15 protein-coding genes are annotated in these 19,043 nt (G+C 49.7%); 10 read left to right on the plus strand and 5 right to left on the minus strand.

The window, feature by feature from the left end:
- Positions 1–3: 3 nt before the first annotated feature.
- Positions 4–159 (minus strand): hypothetical protein, encoded by a 156-nt coding sequence (locus PSCS_RS15990; RefSeq protein ID WP_188619137.1) that lies wholly within the window; start codon positions 157–159, stop codon positions 4–6.
- Between the two features lie 332 nt (positions 160–491).
- Between PSCS_RS15990 and PSCS_RS09885 the strand changes: the two genes are divergently transcribed.
- Complete coding sequence (locus PSCS_RS09885; RefSeq protein WP_082866590.1) at positions 492–1,769, plus strand: nitrate regulatory protein; 1,278 nt, start codon at positions 492–494, stop codon at positions 1,767–1,769.
- A gap of 83 nt (positions 1,770–1,852) precedes the next feature.
- Here the strand turns inward: PSCS_RS09885 and PSCS_RS09890 are convergent, their stop codons facing one another.
- The 3 genes from PSCS_RS09890 to PSCS_RS09900 form a co-directional block, all read right to left on the minus strand.
- The gene (locus tag PSCS_RS09890; protein WP_068811948.1) at positions 1,853–2,632 is read right to left on the minus strand and encodes an ABC transporter ATP-binding protein; all 780 of its coding nucleotides are present in this window, start codon (positions 2,630–2,632) and stop codon (positions 1,853–1,855) included.
- A gap of 29 nt (positions 2,633–2,661) precedes the next feature.
- A complete protein-coding gene (locus PSCS_RS09895; protein WP_188619140.1) occupies positions 2,662–3,579 on the minus strand; it encodes an ABC transporter permease in 918 nt (305 codons plus the stop codon).
- Between the two features lie 126 nt (positions 3,580–3,705).
- On the minus strand, positions 3,706–5,097 hold the full coding sequence (locus PSCS_RS09900) for a CmpA/NrtA family ABC transporter substrate-binding protein (RefSeq protein WP_082866592.1): 1,392 nt from the start codon (positions 5,095–5,097) through the stop codon (positions 3,706–3,708).
- A 642-nt stretch (positions 5,098–5,739) separates the two neighbouring features.
- Between PSCS_RS09900 and nirB the strand changes: the two genes are divergently transcribed.
- The 9 genes from nirB (at position 5,740) to PSCS_RS09945 (ending at position 17,223) form a co-directional block, all read left to right on the plus strand.
- Complete coding sequence (gene nirB / locus PSCS_RS09905; RefSeq protein WP_068811950.1) at positions 5,740–8,262, plus strand: nitrite reductase large subunit NirB; 2,523 nt, start codon at positions 5,740–5,742, stop codon at positions 8,260–8,262.
- Positions 8,262–8,621 (plus strand): nitrite reductase small subunit NirD, encoded by a 360-nt coding sequence (gene nirD, locus PSCS_RS09910; RefSeq protein WP_068811951.1) that lies wholly within the window; start codon positions 8,262–8,264, stop codon positions 8,619–8,621. Before nirB ends, nirD begins: the two co-directional genes overlap by 1 nt.
- A 4-nt stretch (positions 8,622–8,625) precedes the next feature.
- On the plus strand, positions 8,626–9,942 hold the full coding sequence (locus tag PSCS_RS09915) for an NAD(P)/FAD-dependent oxidoreductase (RefSeq protein ID WP_082866593.1): 1,317 nt from the start codon (positions 8,626–8,628) through the stop codon (positions 9,940–9,942).
- Positions 9,942–12,650, plus strand: a complete 2,709-nt coding sequence (locus PSCS_RS09920) for a nitrate reductase (RefSeq protein WP_068811953.1) — start codon at positions 9,942–9,944, stop codon at positions 12,648–12,650. The genes PSCS_RS09915 and PSCS_RS09920 overlap by 1 nt, the downstream gene beginning before the upstream one ends.
- Complete coding sequence (gene cobA, locus PSCS_RS09925) at positions 12,644–13,441, plus strand: uroporphyrinogen-III C-methyltransferase (protein ID WP_068811954.1); 798 nt, start codon at positions 12,644–12,646, stop codon at positions 13,439–13,441. Before PSCS_RS09920 ends, cobA begins: the two co-directional genes overlap by 7 nt.
- 107 nt (positions 13,442–13,548) lie before the next feature.
- Positions 13,549–14,763 (plus strand): alginate export family protein, encoded by a 1,215-nt coding sequence (locus PSCS_RS09930; protein ID WP_157885688.1) that lies wholly within the window; start codon positions 13,549–13,551, stop codon positions 14,761–14,763.
- A gap of 4 nt (positions 14,764–14,767) precedes the next feature.
- Complete coding sequence (gene mobA / locus PSCS_RS09935) at positions 14,768–15,448, plus strand: molybdenum cofactor guanylyltransferase MobA (RefSeq protein WP_157885689.1); 681 nt, start codon at positions 14,768–14,770, stop codon at positions 15,446–15,448.
- The gene (locus PSCS_RS09940; protein ID WP_068811991.1) at positions 15,408–16,172 is read left to right on the plus strand and encodes a pseudouridine synthase; all 765 of its coding nucleotides are present in this window, start codon (positions 15,408–15,410) and stop codon (positions 16,170–16,172) included. The genes mobA and PSCS_RS09940 overlap by 41 nt, the downstream gene beginning before the upstream one ends.
- Positions 16,162–17,223, plus strand: a complete 1,062-nt coding sequence (locus PSCS_RS09945; RefSeq protein ID WP_068811956.1) for a methyltransferase — start codon at positions 16,162–16,164, stop codon at positions 17,221–17,223. The genes PSCS_RS09940 and PSCS_RS09945 overlap by 11 nt, the downstream gene beginning before the upstream one ends.
- Here the strand turns inward: PSCS_RS09945 and PSCS_RS09950 are convergent.
- Positions 17,201–18,982, minus strand: coding sequence for a thioredoxin domain-containing protein (locus PSCS_RS09950; protein ID WP_068811957.1), 1,782 nt, complete (start codon positions 18,980–18,982; stop codon positions 17,201–17,203). The two genes, PSCS_RS09945 and PSCS_RS09950, sit on opposite strands and share 23 nt — an antisense overlap.
- Between the last annotated feature and the right edge of the window lie 61 nt (positions 18,983–19,043).

Here is a 19,043-nt window from a genome sequence, read left to right on the forward strand (position 1 = left end):
AACTTACTGAGTGATTTCTTCAGTAGCATCTTCAGCTGCACGAGACATATCTGCAGCAGCCTCGTCAATATCCTCTCCCATTTGTTCTGCAGGACCGTCGTTACATGCTCCCAGCACCAACATCAGGCTGAATAAACTCAGTATTGTCATCGATTTCATCACAACTCTCCTTAGTGATTGAATTTTGGCCTTGCGCATCTATCTAAACGTATCCTGGACTCAGTGTCCAGTGACATTCTTGATAGTTCCTAAGGCTCTACCCTTGATAACGAGCGCGACACTCATCTATTCCAAACAACAAACAGCGTATAATGGGATATGGCCTGAAGCTTGCAGCTGTGCACCAGTATACAGCAGGGGTAATTGCTGCCGGACTTTTCTAAAGGGAAGAGTTGTTTGTGCTCCCGGGCGGATTATGGGGACATATAACAGCCAATTAGCTACATATTACTGAAAATTACAGTGATTTTGGTGCACTTCATGGGGGAGGTATGCCTGATATACTGCACAATAATCGCGCGGTAGAGTTTCTTATCGCATCGAAACGGTGCGAAATTCAAGGATTAAGGGACTTTAACGTTATTAGCGGATTGATATCCGTTATCGGCGATCTCGTACATTCATTGCAGCGAGAGAGAGGTGCCAGTAACTTATTTGTTGGCAGTCAGGGCAGTGACTACCAGGCGGAACTGATCGCAATCAGGGAAGAGTCTGACCAGAAGCGATCGGTGCTGGAGCACAGTCTGGATCAAAGTATACCTGCCATCCAGGGGATGGGGGCGTCTTCTGCGGTGCTTTTCAGCCGCCTTTCTCTTGCCATACAGGCCATGGAAGAAATTCACACGTTACGGACGCAAACCTGGCAATGTGCCTGGGATGGTCAGGCCCTGACCCAGGCTTATAGTGCAATAATCAGCTCGCTGTTAGCGGTCGTTTTTGAGGCTGCTGACATTGCTCGCGATCCAAAACTCACAGAGATTCTGGTCGGTCTGTTTAATCTGATGCAGGGGAAGGAGTTGGCGGGTCAGGAAAGAGCGGCGGGTTCACTCGCCTTTGCCAGTGGCATGGCGCCGGTTGAAATCAAATCCAGAATTGAACATCTTATCGATTATCAGGAAACCTGTTTTTCGACCTATCTCCAACATGTTGATCAGCAGGCAGTAGCCGTCTGGCGTGCATTAGAGTCTTCACCATGTTGCCTGCAGATAGCAGCCTTGCGAGATCATCTTTGTGGAACAGCCAAAGGTCGTTTGACCGGTGAGGATCTGGCGCGGCAATGGTTCACGGTACAAAGTGAAAAGCAGGATAAGATCAGGGAGCTGGAAATAGCATGTTATGAAGCCCTGTCAATGCAATGCCAACTGAGACTTGAAGAGGCTGAGAATCGTCTGTCAGCCAATGAAGATGCTGTTCAGCATTTTATGTCGTTGAACGAAGAAGAACCTACCAGCTCGATTGAAACGTTTTCGCTGCTCCGGACACCGGTTAACAATAATGTAACATCTCCAGGCCAATCCCGTACTTTGATGGATCTTGTGCAGTACCAATCCAAACGCTTACAGGAAGTAGAGCAATCACTGGATTTGGCCAGAACCGCTCTGGAAGAACGTAAGATAATGGAACGGGCCAAATATATTTTAATGAAACATCGTGGATTGGAAGAAGATGAAGCGTATCAGCTGATGAGGCAGACGGCGATGAATCAAAGCCGCCGGTTAATTGATGTGGCGCGTTCTCTCATCGAAATGTCAGTTTTATGGAAGGGGTAGAAATGAAGAGGGCAGGCTCTCAAAAAGCGCTGCTGCCGGTACCATTTTCAGCAGCGCCTGATTAGTATTAATGCGTCTTAGTATTAATGGGTCCCACCATACAGGAATCGCAGGACATCATTTCGATAGCCAATGTAAGCCGTATCATCAGCCAATGCCAAGCGGTCACGGGGTCTTTCCAGATTGACTTCCAGTAACTCCCCGATGGAAGCTTCTGGTCCGACAGTCAGCATAACGATTTTATCAGACAGCAACACGGCCTCGTCGACATCGTGCGTAATCATAATGACGGTATTATTGAGTGAACTGTGAATACGCATCAACTCATCCTGTAAGTGTGCGCGGGTTAATGCATCCAGAGCACCAAACGGTTCGTCCATTAGTAGCACTTTGGGTTCCATCGAAAGACCGCGAGCAATACCAACGCGTTGCTTCATGCCCCCAGAAATTTCATGAGGCAGTTTATCTTTTGCGTGTGTCATGCTGACCAGGTCCAGGTTGTGTTCAACCCAGCCTTTGACTTCTGATGCCGGGCGACGCCCTTTGAAGACCTGTTTAACAGCCAGCTCCACATTTTCGTAGACAGTCAGCCAGGGTAATAACGCGTGATTTTGAAAGACAACAGCGCGATCAGGGTTGGGCGAATCTACCTGACGACCCTCCAGAATGACACCACCTTCTGTTGCCTGGTGCAGGCCGGCAATAATGTTCAGGATAGTGGATTTACCACAACCGGAGTGTCCTATCAGCGATACGAAATCACCTTTATTGACTTTCAGGTTTACATTGCTGAGCGCTTTGAATGGGACATTATTGGTGTTGAATTCGATGCCAACATTGCTCAGTTCAAGATAACACTGCATGGTTATTCTCCAAATACAATACGATTGATTTAACGTAGGACAGCCGTTTTATCCCAGCTGACTTTGCGCTGAATCAACAACATGATTTTGTCCAGGGCAAAACCGATTAGGCCGATTGCAATGACAGCGACCATAATCCTTCCAAGTGAATCAGAACTTCCATTCTGGAACTCGTCCCAGATGAATTTACCCAGCCCAGGGTTTTGTGCAAGCATTTCGGCAGCAATCAGTACCATCCAGCCAGTCGCCAGCGACATACGCATCCCCGTAAAAATCATTGGCACAGCGGAAGGCAGTACAATCTTGGTTACATGTAAATGAGCCGGAAGCTGGATAACACGGCTAACGTTAATCAGGTCTTTATCAACACTGGTGACACCAACGGTGGTGTTAATCAATGTCGGCCACAGACTGCACAGTGACACCGTGATAGCTGATGTGACAAAAGCCTTTGTAAATACTTCACTGTCACTGACATAAAGGGCACTGACAACCATGGTGACCAGTGGCAGCCAGGCCAGTGGTGAAACTGGTTTGAAAACCTGAATCAGCGGGTTGATGGCACTGTAAATGGATGAGTTCAGACCACAAATGATTCCCAGGGGGATGGCGATAATTGTGGCAATGAAAAATCCGAATCCTACAGTAAGCAAACTGGTTTGAACCTGATCTACAAACGTCGGTCTTCCGGTATAAGGTCGTATGCGGGCATCATAGTCAGGATCTACGGCCAGACGTTCAGCATTTCTTTCTTGCTGACGAACCATGAAGTCGCGTTCGCGTTGCTTCTCGCGCTGATAATCAGCTTTGAGTGAACCAACCTGCTCCCAGACCTGGGTGGGGCCCGGGAACTGACCAAGCGATGTATTGATATTACTGGCAGCCACATGCCACATGAAGAGAAAGACCAGGATGCCTGTGCCGGCTAAAATCCAGGAGCGAAACATCTTGGTAATAGCGCTACCAGAAGCAAAGTCAAAACTATTTGCCGATGGCAGTGTCAGTCGGATTTTATTCAAAATGGCTTCCATAATATCAACCTGTTAAATACTGTCTAAACTTAAGATGTTCAATTAGAGCGTTTCGTCTTTTAACCCAATATCCAGTGACTCAAGATAAGCATTGGGCTTGGAACCGTCATAAGGAATACCATCGAGAAAGTCGTCCTGCACTGGGCGATAACCGCTTTCTGTGTCGAAATTCGGAAAGTCCTCTGCCGACATTAATCCTTCGGCAATCAGTTCCTCTGCGGCAAGTTCATACACATCAGGTCGGTAGACTTTTTTAGCGGTATCAAAGTACCACTCATCACTCTTTGGTTCAGATATCTGACCCCAGCGACGCATCTGGGTTAAATACCAGATAGCGTCAGAGTAGTATGGGTAGGTAGCGTTGTATCGGAAGAAAACATTGAAATCAGGTACCTCAAGTACTTCCCCTTTCTGGTATTCAAATGTACCCGTCATGGAATTACCGATAACTTCCTCATCGGCGCCAACATATTCACTGCGAGAAAGGATGTTTACAGCTTCTTCGCGATTAGCATTGTTGTTGTCATCCAGCCACTTGTTGGCACGTAACACGGCTTTAACCAGTCGCACAGAAGTATTGGGGTTTTCCTCGATAAACGATGCCGTCAAACCGAGAACTTTCTCTGGGTTGTTCTTCCAGATTTCATAATCAGTGATAACGGGCACACCGATATCACGATAAATAGCCTGCTGATTCCAGGGCTCGCCCACGCTATACCCGAGAATGGTGCCAGCATCCAGCGTTGCTGGCATTTGTGGTGGCGGTGTCACAGAAAGTAGCGCATCAGCCTGTCGCATACCGGATATATCACCCAGGTGCGGTGCATAGTAGCCAGGGTGGATGCCGCCAGCAGCCAGCCAGTAGCGAAGTTCGTAGTTATGCGTTGATACCGGGAACACCATGCCCATATTAAAGGGGGTGCCTGCAGCTTTATATTCCTCTACAACGGGTTTCAGGGATGAAGCTGAAACCGGACGGACAATCTCACCGTCCTCAGTTGGTATGTGTTCCAGCATGGCATCCCAGATGTCGTTGGAAACAGTGATGGCATTACCATTGAGATCCAGACTTAATGGCGTAACGATATCAGCCTGAGTGCCATAGCCGATGGTAGCGGCCAGAGGTTGGCCAGCCAGCATGTGGGCTGCATCAAGTCGGCCATCTATGACGCCGTCAAGTAAAACACGCCAGTTTGCCTGGGCCTCAAGCGTGACATATAAGCCTTCGTCTTCGAAGTAACCTTTCTCATAGGCGATCGCTAACGGTGCCATGTCCGTAAGTTTGATAAAACCGATAGTCAGGTCTTCCTTCTCGGGCCAACCTGTTTCTGCCTGGGTGCCCGTTACCATGATGACAGAAGTGCCAATTGCCAGTGACGCGGCTTGCAGACATCTAGTGAGTTGATGTTTGGTTGCTTTAAGTACGCTGCTCATGGATATCACCCTCTATCGTTAGCTCAAAAAAAAGCGCCCACTTCTATGATCGGCCGGATTAGTAGCCGAAAGAAATGGACGCCATTGCCCTAAAACGTATCATGTCACCCGTCTTTGGGCGTGAGATACATCGGTTCGCTAAGGGTAATGCATTTAGTGTGCCAAATTATTGTTGCGACCTTGAAGATTCTCTAACCCCCTTTATTTACAACAGTTTTTATCCGTTTGCGGGCACTGCACAGCACTTTGTGTATATGAGCTATCGGATAACTTTTGTGCATCATTTCAGTGCGCTGTGCACTCTTTGCTGGCACAGGACGGTTACCTTTAGCCGTTGAACGGTTTGTGATTCGGTATAGTTATTCTAATAAGATACCCTTAATAAAATCTTAATATTCAATGAGATATGTTAATTCATGAATTGTGTTATGAATGCCTGGCACACCTTTTGCTGAACACTTTAATGTCGCGCTATGGCAGCGGGACAGCAGCCCAGAACCAACGGCGATTTAAAGGGCTTAATACAGAATCAAGGCAAAGGCGCCTGGGACTCGAGCATCGCTCGGGTATCAGGCGCTTTTTTTATGGCTGACCGAAACGTTAATGAGCGAGTCAGCAAGAGACAGCAAACAGGAGTGACCCATGAGTAAGCAACGATTGCTGGTTATCGGCAACGGGATGGTAGGCCAGCGATTTTTGGAAGAGCTGGTAGCCAAAACGCAGGCCTATGACATTACAGTCATAGGTGAGGAGATTCGCCCTGCTTACGACCGTGTTCAGCTTAGCGCCTGGTTCTCCGGTACAACGGTCGAAGAGTTGACGCTATGTGATGAAAACTTTTTTCATGATAACGGCATCACTTTTTTGACCGGGACGAAGGCAGTCTCCATTAACCGTACTGCAAAAATAGTTAAGACTGATACCGGTATGGAACTTTGCTACGACACATTGGTATTGGCAACGGGGTCATATCCCTTTGTACCGCCAATCCCTGGCAATGATAAAGCGCATTGTCATGTTTACCGCACCATTGAGGATCTCGAAGCCATACAGGCTTCAGCTTCCTCAAGTCAGAGCGGGGTAGTTGTCGGTGGTGGCCTGCTTGGCCTTGAGGCTGCAAAGGCACTCAAAGATAGTGGCCTGGTGACACATGTTGTGGAATTTGCGCCTCAGTTAATGGCAGTGCAGCTTGATGATATTGGCGGTGCATTACTGAGAGAGAAAATTGAAGCACTGGATGTGCGAGTGCATACCGGGAAAGCCACTCAAAACATCGGTACAGGAACGACAGCCAGGTACCGGTTGAACTTTGAAGAAGGTGATCTGGAAACAGACATGATCGTTTTCTCCGCGGGTATACGCCCGCGTGATGAACTGGCGCGCAGCAGTGGATTAAGTATTGGTGAGCGAGGCGGCGTTATTATTGATGATCACTGCAAAACGAGTGATGACAGTATTTATGCCATTGGTGAGGTCGCCCTGTGGCAAGGGAAAATTTACGGACTGGTAGCGCCCGGTTATGAGATGGCCCGGAATCTGGCTTCCACACTGACGGATGAAGCCAAAACATTTTCGGGTGCTGACATGAGCACGAAACTGAAGCTGTTAGGCGTTGAAGTGGGTTCAATTGGCGATGCCCACGCCCGGAGTGAAGGGTCACGCATTTGTTCTATCTCAGATGCCTCACGTGGAGTCTATAAGAAACTGGTCATCAGCAACGATGGTAAAAAACTGCTGGGAGCTGTGCTGGTTGGCGACACAGGAGACTACGATTCGCTGCTGCAATATAGCCTGAATGATATCGACTTACCTGAGGAGCCGATCAGCCTGATCAGTCCTCAGTCCGGTGATAAACCTGTGCTGGGTGTTGATGCGTTACCAGCCACAGCCCAAATCTGTTCCTGCAATAATGTCAGTAAGGGCGATATCTGTGCATCGATTGCAGCAGGTTGCACAACCATGGGCGCGATTAAAACCGAAACTCGTGCCTCTTCTACCTGTGGCGGATGTACCACGCTGGTCAAACAGGTTCTCGACGCCGAACTAAAAAGCCAGGGCATCGAAGTCAATAATGATATCTGTGAACACTTTTCCTACACGCGCCAGGGGTTGTATCACCTGGTCCGTATGCACGGTATTCGCAGTTTTGAAGAACTGCTAGAACGCTTTGGCAGTGGCAATGGCTGTGAGATTTGTAAACCCGCTGTTGGCTCTATTCTCGCCTCATGCTGGAACGATTTTATCCTGGACCCTAAACACGTCGGTTTGCAGGACACGAATGACAATTTCCTGGCCAACCTGCAAAAAGATGGTAGCTACTCGGTTGTTCCCCGGATTCCGGGCGGTGAAATTGGTCCAGAGATGCTGGCTGTCCTGGCAGATGTTGCGATTAAGTATGACCTGTATACCAAGATAACAGGTGGTCAGCGTATCGACCTGTTCGGTGCCCGTGTTGATCAGTTGCCTGCAATCTGGAAAGACCTGACAGACGCTGGATTTGAATCAGGTCATGCCTACGGAAAATCCTTACGAACGGTCAAATCCTGTGTCGGCTCTAGCTGGTGCCGCTTTGGTGTGCAGGACTCGGTGAGCATGGCCATTTATGTTGAGAAGCGGTATCGCGGACTGCGTTCGCCGCACAAAATAAAAATGGCCGTTTCAGGATGTACGCGCGAGTGTGCTGAAGCACAGAGTAAAGATGTGGGTGTCATTGCGACAGAAAAAGGCTGGAATCTTTATGTATGCGGCAACGGCGGCATGCGTCCTCGCCACGCTGAACTTTTCGCCAGTGATCTCGATGATGAAACCTTGATCAAATATATCGACCGCATCCTCATGTTTTACGTCAGAACGGCTGACCGGCTGCAGCGCACATCTGTATGGCGCGACAACATGGAAGGTGGGCTCGAATATTTACAGGATGTAGTGATTAACGATTCACTGGGAATCGGTGAAGAACTCGAGACAGAAATGCAGGGCATTATCGATACCTATGAATGTGAGTGGAAAAGAACGATTAATGATCCGGCTGCATTGAAGCGTTTTGAACCCTTCCTGAATGATGATACGCCTGATGGAGACATTGTGTACGTGCGTGAACGCGGACAGAAACGACCGGCTCGTGCTGAAGAAAAACAACAGTTAAAAGTCAAGGAGATTGCGTGATGAGTATGGCATCGAATGCAGAACGGTCAGAAGCGCTTGAATGGTTTGATATTGCAGGTGTTGACGACATTATTCCAGGAACAGGTGCTCCAGCCCGTTTAGGAGACAAACAAATTGCGGTGTTTAGGGATAAAACAAATATTTATGCCATTGATAATCTCGACCCATTCAGTGACGCCAATGTGCTGAGCAGAGGGTTGCTGGCAGATATGAAGGGCAGGATCTGTGTAGCTTCGCCAGTCTATAAACAGCATTTTTGTCTCAAAACCGGTGAGTGCCTGGAGGATGCGACAGTCAATGTAAGAGCATATCCGGTGACATTACGAGATGAACGAATTCTGGTAGGAATAGCGGAATAAACCAATGGTAAGTCGTAATAAACCAGTCATTCTTATAGTGGGGTTCGGCATGGCAGCCGGGCGGTTACTGGAAGAGATTATTGATAAAGCAGAAAATGCTTTTGAAATTATCGTGGTGGGTGAAGAACCTCTGGCCGCGTATAACAGAATCCTGCTCTCCCCTTTATTGGCTGGTGAGATACCTTCAGATAATCTCGCACTTCATGACAGTGCCTGGTATGAAACGAATGGTATCCGGGTCATTACTGGTGATCCCGTTACATCTCTGGATACAAACCGAAAACGCGCCACAACAGCATCAGGTGAGCGGCTGGCCTGGGATTATCTTGTACTCGCAACAGGTTCACGACCGGGCAAACTGAAATTGCCTGGAGAGTCGCTGAAAGGTGTACAAGCGCTGCGTAACATGGCTGATGCAGAACGATTGTTAGGCAGTATTTCCAGCATTAAAAAAGCTGTTGTGATTGGTGGTGGTTTGCTGGGACTGGAAGCTGCCTGTGCACTGCAAGCGCATAACATCGATACGACAGTTGTTCACAATGCCTCCTGGCCTATGAATCGACAGCTGGATAGTGAGGCCGGAGAAAGGCTGGTTACAGCACTACATGAAAAAGGCGTAACCTTTGTGGCGGATGCACAATGTGAACGCTATCTGGAAGATGAACAGGGGGCAGTGGCAGGGCTTGCCCTGGCAGATGACCAGGTTTTTCCTTGTGAACTGGTGGTAGAGGCTGTTGGCGTTGTTCCGGAAATCACATTGGCAAAAGCTGCCGGCATTCCCTGTGAGCGTGCCATTGTTGTTGACGACAAATTGCGAACACAAGTTGACGATGTGTTTGCCATTGGCGAGTGTTGTCAGATTGAAGAAGAATTATTTGGATTGGTGGCACCGATTTACCAGCAGGCAGCGGTACTTGCCAATGTATTTGCGGTTTATGCCAACACAGAAAGTGAAGCAAGACGATTACTGTTACTAGCAGACTGCCAGGGGTATGTCACACAGGCGCTGCCAACAAAATTGAAAGTCAGTGGCGTACATGTGTTCTCAGCCGGCACTCTGGTTGAATCAGAAAACAATACTATTGACGACAAAAGCTCTCCGGTGTCTATGGCCATGCGCGATGATCAGGGGGGGTACCGCCGCCTGTGGTGGCAGGACAACCGCTTGATCGGCGCAGTCATGTTTGGCGATACCGAAGACAGCCAATGTTATGTGGACATGATTGCGGAACAAAAAAATGTAGCCCCGCAAATGCAGGTGCTACTGGATCCCGCAGGGCTGGAAGCAGAGCTTTCTCCTGAGCAGGAGGTAAGTTCCTGATGCGTAATATCCCGGTTCAGGATCTGAGTGCTTCAGTGTCTTCTTCGCGTGTTCATACCACTTGTCCGTACTGTGGAGTTGGTTGCGGTGTCACACTTAGTCGGCAGCGAAATCAGGATATGCCGATTGGTGACGAGGATCATCCGGCTAACTTCGGTCGTATGTGTGTTAAGGGCAGCGCACTGCACGAAACAATCGGGGTGAATGGCAGATTGCTGCACCCGGAAGTTGATGGCAAACAGACGGACTGGAACAGTGCTTTAGACCGGGTAGCGCAACGCTTACAGGAAACCATCGAAAAGTATGGACCGGATGCAGTGGCATTTTATGTCTCCGGTCAGCTTTTGACCGAGGATTATTACGTCGCCAATAAACTGATGAAGGGCTATATCGGTTCTGCCAATATCGATACCAATAGCCGGCTGTGTATGTCAACGGCAGTGGCGGCGCATAAACGGGTATTTGGTGCCGATGCAGTACCCACCAGTTATGAAGACCTTGAATCGGCAGATCTGATTATTCTTTACGGCTCTAACATGGCCTGGACACACCCGGTGGTATATCAGCGTATTGCGGCAGCAAAAGCGGCCAGGCCGGAACTGAAAATTGTTGTTATTGATCCTCGTCGTACCTCTACAGCAGAACTGGCTGATCTGCACTTGCCGATTAAACCCGGCACTGATATCGAGTTAATCGATGGTTTACTGGCCTATCTGATCAACGAAGGGCATGAGGATTCGGCATACCTTAAGAAGCATGCCGAAGACTATGAATCTGTTTGCCAGCAAATCATAGAGCGAAGTTCGAATCTGTCTGACATTGCAGAAACGTGTGATATCTCTCTTGAGAACCTGAAGCGATTTTATCAATGGTTTGCCAATACCGAGAAAACCGTATCTGTATTCTCCCAGGGTATTAATCAGTCTTCACGTGGTGTCGATCAGGCCAGTTTGATTCTTTACAGCCACCTGTTAACCGGGCGTATCGGGCAGGAAGGCAGTGGTCCATTCTCGATTACCGGACAGCCCAATGCCATGGGTGGCCGAGAAGTAGGTGGTCTGGCCAATCAACTGGCGGCCCACATGAATATTGAATCAGAAGCGCATAAAGAAATTGTTCAGACGTTCTGGGGAAGCCCGACAATCTGTCAGTCACCCGGCGCTAAAGCGATTGATATGTTCCGGCAGATTGAAGAGGGGACGATCAAGTTTGTCTGGATCATGGCGACTAACCCGGTTGTTTCACTACCCGAAGCCGAGCGGGTCAAAAGCGCGTTAAGCCGTTGTCCGACAGTTGTGGTTTCTGACTGTATGGCAGAGACCGACACGGTTCGCCTGGCTCACATCAAATTGCCGGCAGCGGGTTGGGGTGAAAAAGATGGCACAGTGACAAATTCCGAGCGCCGGATTTCACGTCAGCGAAGCTTCCTCGATTTACCTGCTGAAGTGAAACCGGACTGGTGGATCATTTGCCAGGTAGCTGAGCGTTTGGGGTTCGCTTCAGATTTCAACTTTGCCAAGCCCGCGGACATTTTCCGTGAGCATGCCCGCTTGTCAGCTTATAAAAACAAAGGAGACCGGGCATTTAATATCGGCGGTATGATTGGCATGAGTGATATGGATTATGATCAACTTAAGCCTGTTCAGTGGCCGGTCATTGATCGTGACAGTGACGGCAACTTTGTATCGACCAAACGATTGTTCACCGATGGTTTATTTTACACCCCATCAGGAAAAGCTAAATTTCATGATGTAGTGCTGGACACTTCACCCAGAAGACAGGGTGCATTTCCTTTCATGCTCAATACCGGACGAATCCGTGATCAGTGGCACACCATGACACGGACCGGATTGAGTCGGCGGCTGCAGAAGCATTACAGCGAACCGTTTGTTGAAATGCATCCGGATGATATGAAGGCGCTGGAGCTGCAGTCTGGTCAACTGGCCTCAGTATCAAGTCCACAGGGTAGCTGTACCGTTCGGGTCAGTGAGCATGACGGGCTAAGAAAAGGCGATGTCTTTATGCCGATTCACTGGAGTGACAGTTTCGCTTCTGCGGCTCGTACTGACACCCTGGTAGCTGCCATCTGCGATCCAATTTCCGGTCAACCCGCATTTAAACAGACACCCGTTGAGATCAAGTCCGTTAAAGTCAGGTGGCAGGCAATTCTGTTATTCAGTATACGGCTGCCGCTGCCAGGCAATGACTACTGGGCATATCGAGCGCTGGGTGATTGGCATATGTATATCCTGGCCGGTAACGCACGCCTGGATATCAAGCAAATGAAGAAACAGTGGCGCAAGCAATGCGATCAGTGGGCAGAAGTTGATGCCGGTGATCAGGCCATGATGCGTTTAGTAGGTAGCCGCCAGGGAAGGCCCACACTATGGATGGCATTACATGAAGAAATGCCGCAATGGAACGAAGACTGGTTACTGGATGCCATTAAGAATCCGGAAACGTCAATGCGAGCGCTGTTACTGGGTATGCCATTAGGTGCCCGTTTAAATAAAGGCAGTGCTCAGATTTGCACATGTAATCAGGTTGATGAAGACCGCATTACTGAAGCGATTAGCAAAGGATGCAGCACTGTAGAGTGTGTCGGTAAAAAGACCAGGGCGGGTACCACTTGTGGCTCCTGTATCCCGGAAATTCGAAAATTGTTAACTCGTGTTAACAGCGATGAGCAGGAGGAGGTCCTATGTTGACCCTGGCAGAACACAAACCCGGATTGCCTGGTGGCGAAGTATGGCTGGTTGGCGCAGGTCCTGGGGACCCCGATTTGATCAGTGTGCGAGGGCTGAAACTGATTCGCCAGGCTGATGTTCTGGTTTACGATCGGCTGGTTGCACCTGAACTGATTGATGAAGCGCGCGTTGATGCAATTCGCATCTATGTCGGCAAACAGCCTGGGCATCATCCGGTACCGCAGGAAAAAATCGAAAGTATTCTGGTAGAGCAAGCCAGGTTAGGTCGCTCGGTTGTTCGCGTCAAAGGCGGGGATCCGTCTGTGTTCGGACGGGTTGGCGAGGAAATGATGCGACTGGAAGATGCCGGTATTCCAGTACATATCGTGCCGGGTATCACGGCTGCTTCAGCCTGTGCTGCTGCCGCAGGGTTTCCGCTGACTCAGCGCGGGGTTGCCGACAATGTCTGTCTGAGCACAGCCCACCATAGTGAAGGTGCTGAGGACAGTCACTGGGCATCGCTGGCCGCCGATAAAAATCGCACGCTGGTATTTTACATGGGCCTGTCTTCATTGGCAGAAATTCGGAAACAGTTAGTCAAGCATGGTTTGGCGGCGTCGACACCAGCAGCGCTGATTGAAAATGGCAGTAAGAAAAATCAACGTGTTATTCACTGTGCGCTAGTTGATATTGACAGAACAGCAAAAACGAAACAGCTGAAAACACCCTGTCTGCTTGTTGTCGGTGAAGTCACCGCAATGGCAGCAGAAAATCGTCAGAAACTAAACACAAGACAGTCAACTGCTGCATAAAAAATACGATACCAACAGCCCCCAGTGGAAAGTGGAGAATCAGTATCACTAAGCATACGACAGTAAGCGGGGAACAGATGAACAGTATAAATATCAAAGGAAAGATTTTGTCAGGCTTAATATCACAGCGACTGACCTTAGCCACCGTATTGGGTGCCAGTGCGCTCATCAACAGCCTGTCGGTGTCGGCGCAAAATGATGGCGAAACGGCAGCAGAAAATGCCAGTCGTTTTGCCATCAATTTCCGAGCCCGGACTGAACATGTCAGTGATGAGGGCGTATCGGAAGATGCATTCGCCCCGTCGCTACGAACCCGGTTGAGATTTGATAGTGCCAGTTGGAATCAACTATCTGTGGCAGTCGAATTGGATAATGTCACTTATCTGGGTGATGAACGTTTTAACAATACACGCAACGGTCAGGTGCAGTATCCGGTTATTGCAGACCCGAAAGGCAGTGACCTGAATCAGTTGTATGTTCAGTACAACAACAATGGCACAACACTGAAAGCGGGTCGGCAACGTATTCTTCACGCAGACCAACGGTTTATCGGCGGTGTTGGCTGGCGCCAGAATGAGCAGACTTACGACGCTCTGACATGGCAACAACAATGGGGTGACAATATTCAGCTACAGTACGGCTGGATAGATGAAACACAGCGCATATTTGGCCCTGATGAAGGGAGTCCCCCTGCATCACTGGAGAGTGATCATCACGTCATGAATCTGGACTGGAAAATCTCGGACAGTGTTAATGTTGCACTGTTCTCATATGATCTGGATTTTTCTGACGCAGCGGCATTATCCAGCCGAACAGTCGGACTGGATGTTAAAGGCGGGTTTGCAGACATCTGGGGATATCGGTTAACGGCTGCTGAACAAAGTGATAGTGCCGGTAATCCATTTGACTACTCTGCCAGCTACTGGCTTGCATCATTGTCGGCCAAGTTGGACAGCTTCACTGTTGCAGTGACAGAAACCAGCCTGGGTGCTGATGAAGATGCGAATCGTGCATTTCAGACACCGTTGGCAACGTTACATGCCTTCCAGGGCTGGGCTGATCGTTTTCTGACAACGCCTGGGTTTGGTATCAGGGATACGCAATTCACAATCAGCGGTACGTTGTTTGGTGCGAATACACAGTTGCACTGGCACCAGTATCGCAGTGATACCGGTGGTATGGAGCTTGGCAGTGAGTGGAACTTCCAGATTGCGAAACAGATTGATCGTTATTCGTTGGCGTTGAAATTCGCTGATTATCAGGCTGATGAGTTTAGCCAGGACAGCAGTAAACTCTGGGTTACTATTGCGACCGGGTTTTAATGCCATGCGATCAGCTCGCTGTTCAAATTTCCAGCCTTCATGCCTGATTTATACACTGGCCATCCTTTGCGGTGGCCAGGGCAGTCGGCTGGGTGGCGTGGACAAGGGGTGGCTGTCATCCGGAGACAGCAGTTTTGTCGAGAGAGCCATGCATCGTTTCTGCAGCCAGATTTTGTCAGAGCCTGCCGTGATTATCAGCGCCAATCGTAACCTGCATCAATACGAAGCATTAGGTGCCAAGGTTGTTGCTGATCAACGCGCCGGTTTCCTGGGGCCATTAGCCGGCCTGGAAGCCGTGCTGCTGGCTGCCGATCCGGATCTGCCTTTACTGGTCATCCCCTGTGATATGCCAGACTTGCCAGCTGACCTTGCTACACGGTTGCTGACGCAGCTGTTGAACAGCCCCAAGGAATCGGTCGTTATTGCCAATGATGGCGAGCGCGCCCAGCCCTTATGCATGGCACTTTATCCATCAACGGTAAGACATGATCTGACAGCCTTTCTGGACAAGGGGGGGCGTGGCGTTTTTCAGTGGCTGAAACAGCATGAAGTCAGAGAGGTCCGCTACGCTGGCCAGCCTCAGCACTTCGTCAATATCAATGACGACAGTGCATATCAGGCGTATTTCGGCTATGATCCGCGGCATGAAAGCATCAGATTCCGCCAGATCCCAGCAACGCCTTGACCGATTCCTCAGTCATGCCAGCCCATTCAGCCGCAAAGAAGTCAGGCGTTTACTGCATGCCAGCCGTGTGACGGTAAATGGGGAGGTTGTCAAAAAATCCGACCGACAGGTCGACCCCGAGCAGGATATTGTGGAGCTGGATGGTCAGCGTTGCCACCTTGCCAGACCGCGTTATCTGATGTTGCACAAACCTTATGGTGTTGTTTGCGCCAACACGGATGGTGAACATCCCACCGTGATGGATCTGCTGGATAATCCGGAAGGTTTATCAGTGGCAGGTCGACTGGACCTGGATACGACGGGTCTGGTGTTGCTTAGTGATGACGGTGACTGGATTCATCGTATCATTTCGCCCCGTCGCAGTTGCCAGAAAACCTACCTCGCCACCCTTGATGGCAAGCCGGATCAGTCGGTTATTGACCAGTTCGCCAGTGGTATTATGTTGCGTAGTGAGAAACATCCAACAGCACCGGCCAGCCTGGCGGTGATTGGGCAGGATGAGACCGGGACAGATTATCAGGTCGAAGTGACACTGATCGAAGGCCGCTACCACCAAGTTAAACGCATGTTTGCCGCCTGCGGATTAAAAGTGCTGAAATTACATCGATTACGCATTGGTCATGTTGTGCTGGACAGCGAACTGCAGGAAGGACAAAGCCGTTACTTGAGTGAGCAGGAAGTTTCAGATGTGTTTAAGAGCCAGGTATCTTTAAATGAAAGATAATCTGTTGTCACTTGCTGTGACTTATCTGGCAGATGGCGTCACATGGCTGGTGGATGAAAATCTGACGGCAGACGATATCGGTGTTTTGCATTTGCCGACCGGGTTGCAAGCAGTGACAAATCGAAGTGACCTGAATAAGGCGCTGGGATTGAAAAAAACACAAGTCAATTTCAGTGATTTCAATCTGGACGAAATGGCAGCTTCTTCAAAAGTTGTCTATCGTATATCCAAGGAGAAATTACTGGCTCATCACTGCATCAACCAATCACTGCGAAATCTGAAACGAGGTGGTGAGCTGATTCTGCTCGGTGGCAAACAGGATGGCATTAAATCCATTGTAAAGAATCTGGATAAAATCTACGGCAGCAAAACCCGGATTAAAAAGCACGGCACCAGTTATGTTGCCACCTGCACAATGGAGGATAGCCTTTACCAGCGCCTGCATGCTCAGCCGGATTTCCCCGGATTGCCTGATGACAGTTATACAAAGCTGCGTAAAGTGTCGCATCGAGGCGTGTCATTCCATAGCAAACCCGGTGTGTTTGGCTGGAACAAGGTTGACCGGGGCAGTGAACTACTGGTTTCCATGCTGCCCGAGATTTGCAAATACCAAAAGCAGCAGAATGATGTGCTCGACCTGGGTTGTGGCTGGGGCTACCTGATGCTGGCGACGGCTGATATGCCGTTCCAGCGTCGCATTGCCACTGACAATAATATTGCAGCAGTCAGTACCGCAGCATACAACTTTAAAGAAGCGGGCATGGCCGTAGAATGCGTTGCCGATGATTGCGCCAGTCAGATCAGTGGCCGGTTTGATCTGATATTGTGCAACCCGCCCTTCCATCAGGGTTTTTCAGTCAGTGACTCCATGACTGAAAAATTTGTTGCTGCTGCAGCCAGACTTTGCCGGCGTGATACCCGCGTTGGCTTTGTTGTGAATCAGTTTATTCCACTGCCCAAAGTGGCAGAGAAGTACTTTCCTACCTGTCGGGAACTACTGGCTGCTGACGGGTTCAAGGTTTTTCTGCTCAGTCCGGCCTCGCCTCGCTGATACGAATAAAGTGACTGAACATTTCCCCCTGATCGCTATAGGTATGTGACAACTCTTGATCCGGGTCGGCATTGAATGGGTTGGCTTCTGAATTATCGTAAATGGTTTCCGCCCGTAAACGTGATCCGTCGGGCAGCCAGTTTTCATTAGCCTGGCGATAATCGAGTTGCCAGTTGAAATTAAAATTTGCGACATTGATCAGTAATTCATCTTCGTCACCCTGTTCTGGCGTTTCCAGATAAAGTCGCATCTGGGTGCCGCGACTATGTGCATGGGGAGAGTAGCTTTCCAGGCGAACATCTTCACTGAGCGTTTCGCTGCGCATCACCACTTTGTGGTTGGCCGTGTTAGGTGGAATGGCCAGCTCTTCATCCTGCAGTGTGATAGTGCGTAAACGCCGCTGCGGTGGCGTATCCCGGAAATACAGGCCAAGCCGGGTTTCATCCAGCTCCTCCCGGCCTGAGGTCAGGTAACGCAATTTCACGACCAAATCCTGATCGGCCTTCAACAGAAAACCGGTGTCCGGTGAGAACTTATCAACTGTTTCACCTGGCACGAAGACGCTGAAATAGTCTGAATTGTCAGGACTGATCAGCTCGACAGGATCATTTGTACCATTGGCTTTGTCGATGGTATAAACCAGCACACTGTGCAGTACACTTTTTTCCCCAACATTATAGGCAATACCGGATAACCATCGATCCTGTTGTAATGACAACGGTACTCGCTCGACCATAAAATCAACTGTACCGGTGGCAGGAATCTGTTGTGCTGGCAGGTCGACAATAAGATCCGGCTCTCCCGCTTCCCACTCCGGAGGCTCCGGTCGAGGCTCAGCCAAGGGGTCCTCCTCCCCTTCGCGAGGGGCGCGCTGATCGATCCAGGTCACCAGCATGGCCAGTTCTTCATCACTGAGTTCGTGCGATTTCTGCCAGTTGCCAACCTGGCCGTCAATCTGGCCGGGCGGCATGCGCTTGGTGACCAGGGTTTCTCGCATCATAGGGCTCCAGCCCATCACCATCAGATAGCGATTCATGGCCCAGGGAGCCAGTCCGTCTTCGATATGACAAAAGGCGCAGCGCTCTGTCAGTAAAGGGGCGATATCATCAACATAGGAAATGCCCCGTTCGGTAAATGTTTCCTGGTAATGGTATGTCAGTGTCGGCCCTGCTGGTTCAGCAAAAGTGGGGCGGACAGGCCGCCCGGCCAGGATGTCGCTGATGGCTGTGCGTACGGCGGTTTCATCCCACTGGCCACGAAAATAGGGGGACAGCCCGCCGGGATCCATGCCAATGACTTCCCCCAGCGCTTCGACTTCCAGTGTCGCTGCAGCGGTTTGCGAACCATCAATTAACACGGGCAGCGTCAGATCCTGTGCGCTTGCCCAGTCTGCTATTGCCTGGGTTCGGGTTTCCGGATCGTGTAGTGCTGCCGCATCTGATTCCAGAAATAGAGCGACGATACCCTGGTCTGCCATTTCATGAGCAAGAGACTGCATGGCGTGGGCGTTAACCAGGCTGTCCGGATCATTCATGGATACCGGCATGATCAAAACCAGGTTGTCATTGCTGTAGCGGCTGAGCTGGTGAAACTTACCGTGCTGATCCAGCAACCCGAAGTCTTCAGCGTGGAGTGGTGCCGGAGACAGAAATAACAGGCACAGCGCGAGTACTGCTGTGAATACAGAGTGAATGGCTATTGCTGCCGGACGGCAGACAATGGTTGTTCGCTGGTGATCAGTGCTGTGCGGTAACATCATTATTATTAGCTTTCAGTTTTACACAGCACCATTTAACCATGACCGGAAGCAGCAGGGCTTG

This window comes from Pseudohongiella nitratireducens (assembly GCF_001642735.1).
Taxonomy (GTDB): domain Bacteria; phylum Pseudomonadota; class Gammaproteobacteria; order Pseudomonadales; family Pseudohongiellaceae; genus Pseudohongiella; species Pseudohongiella nitratireducens.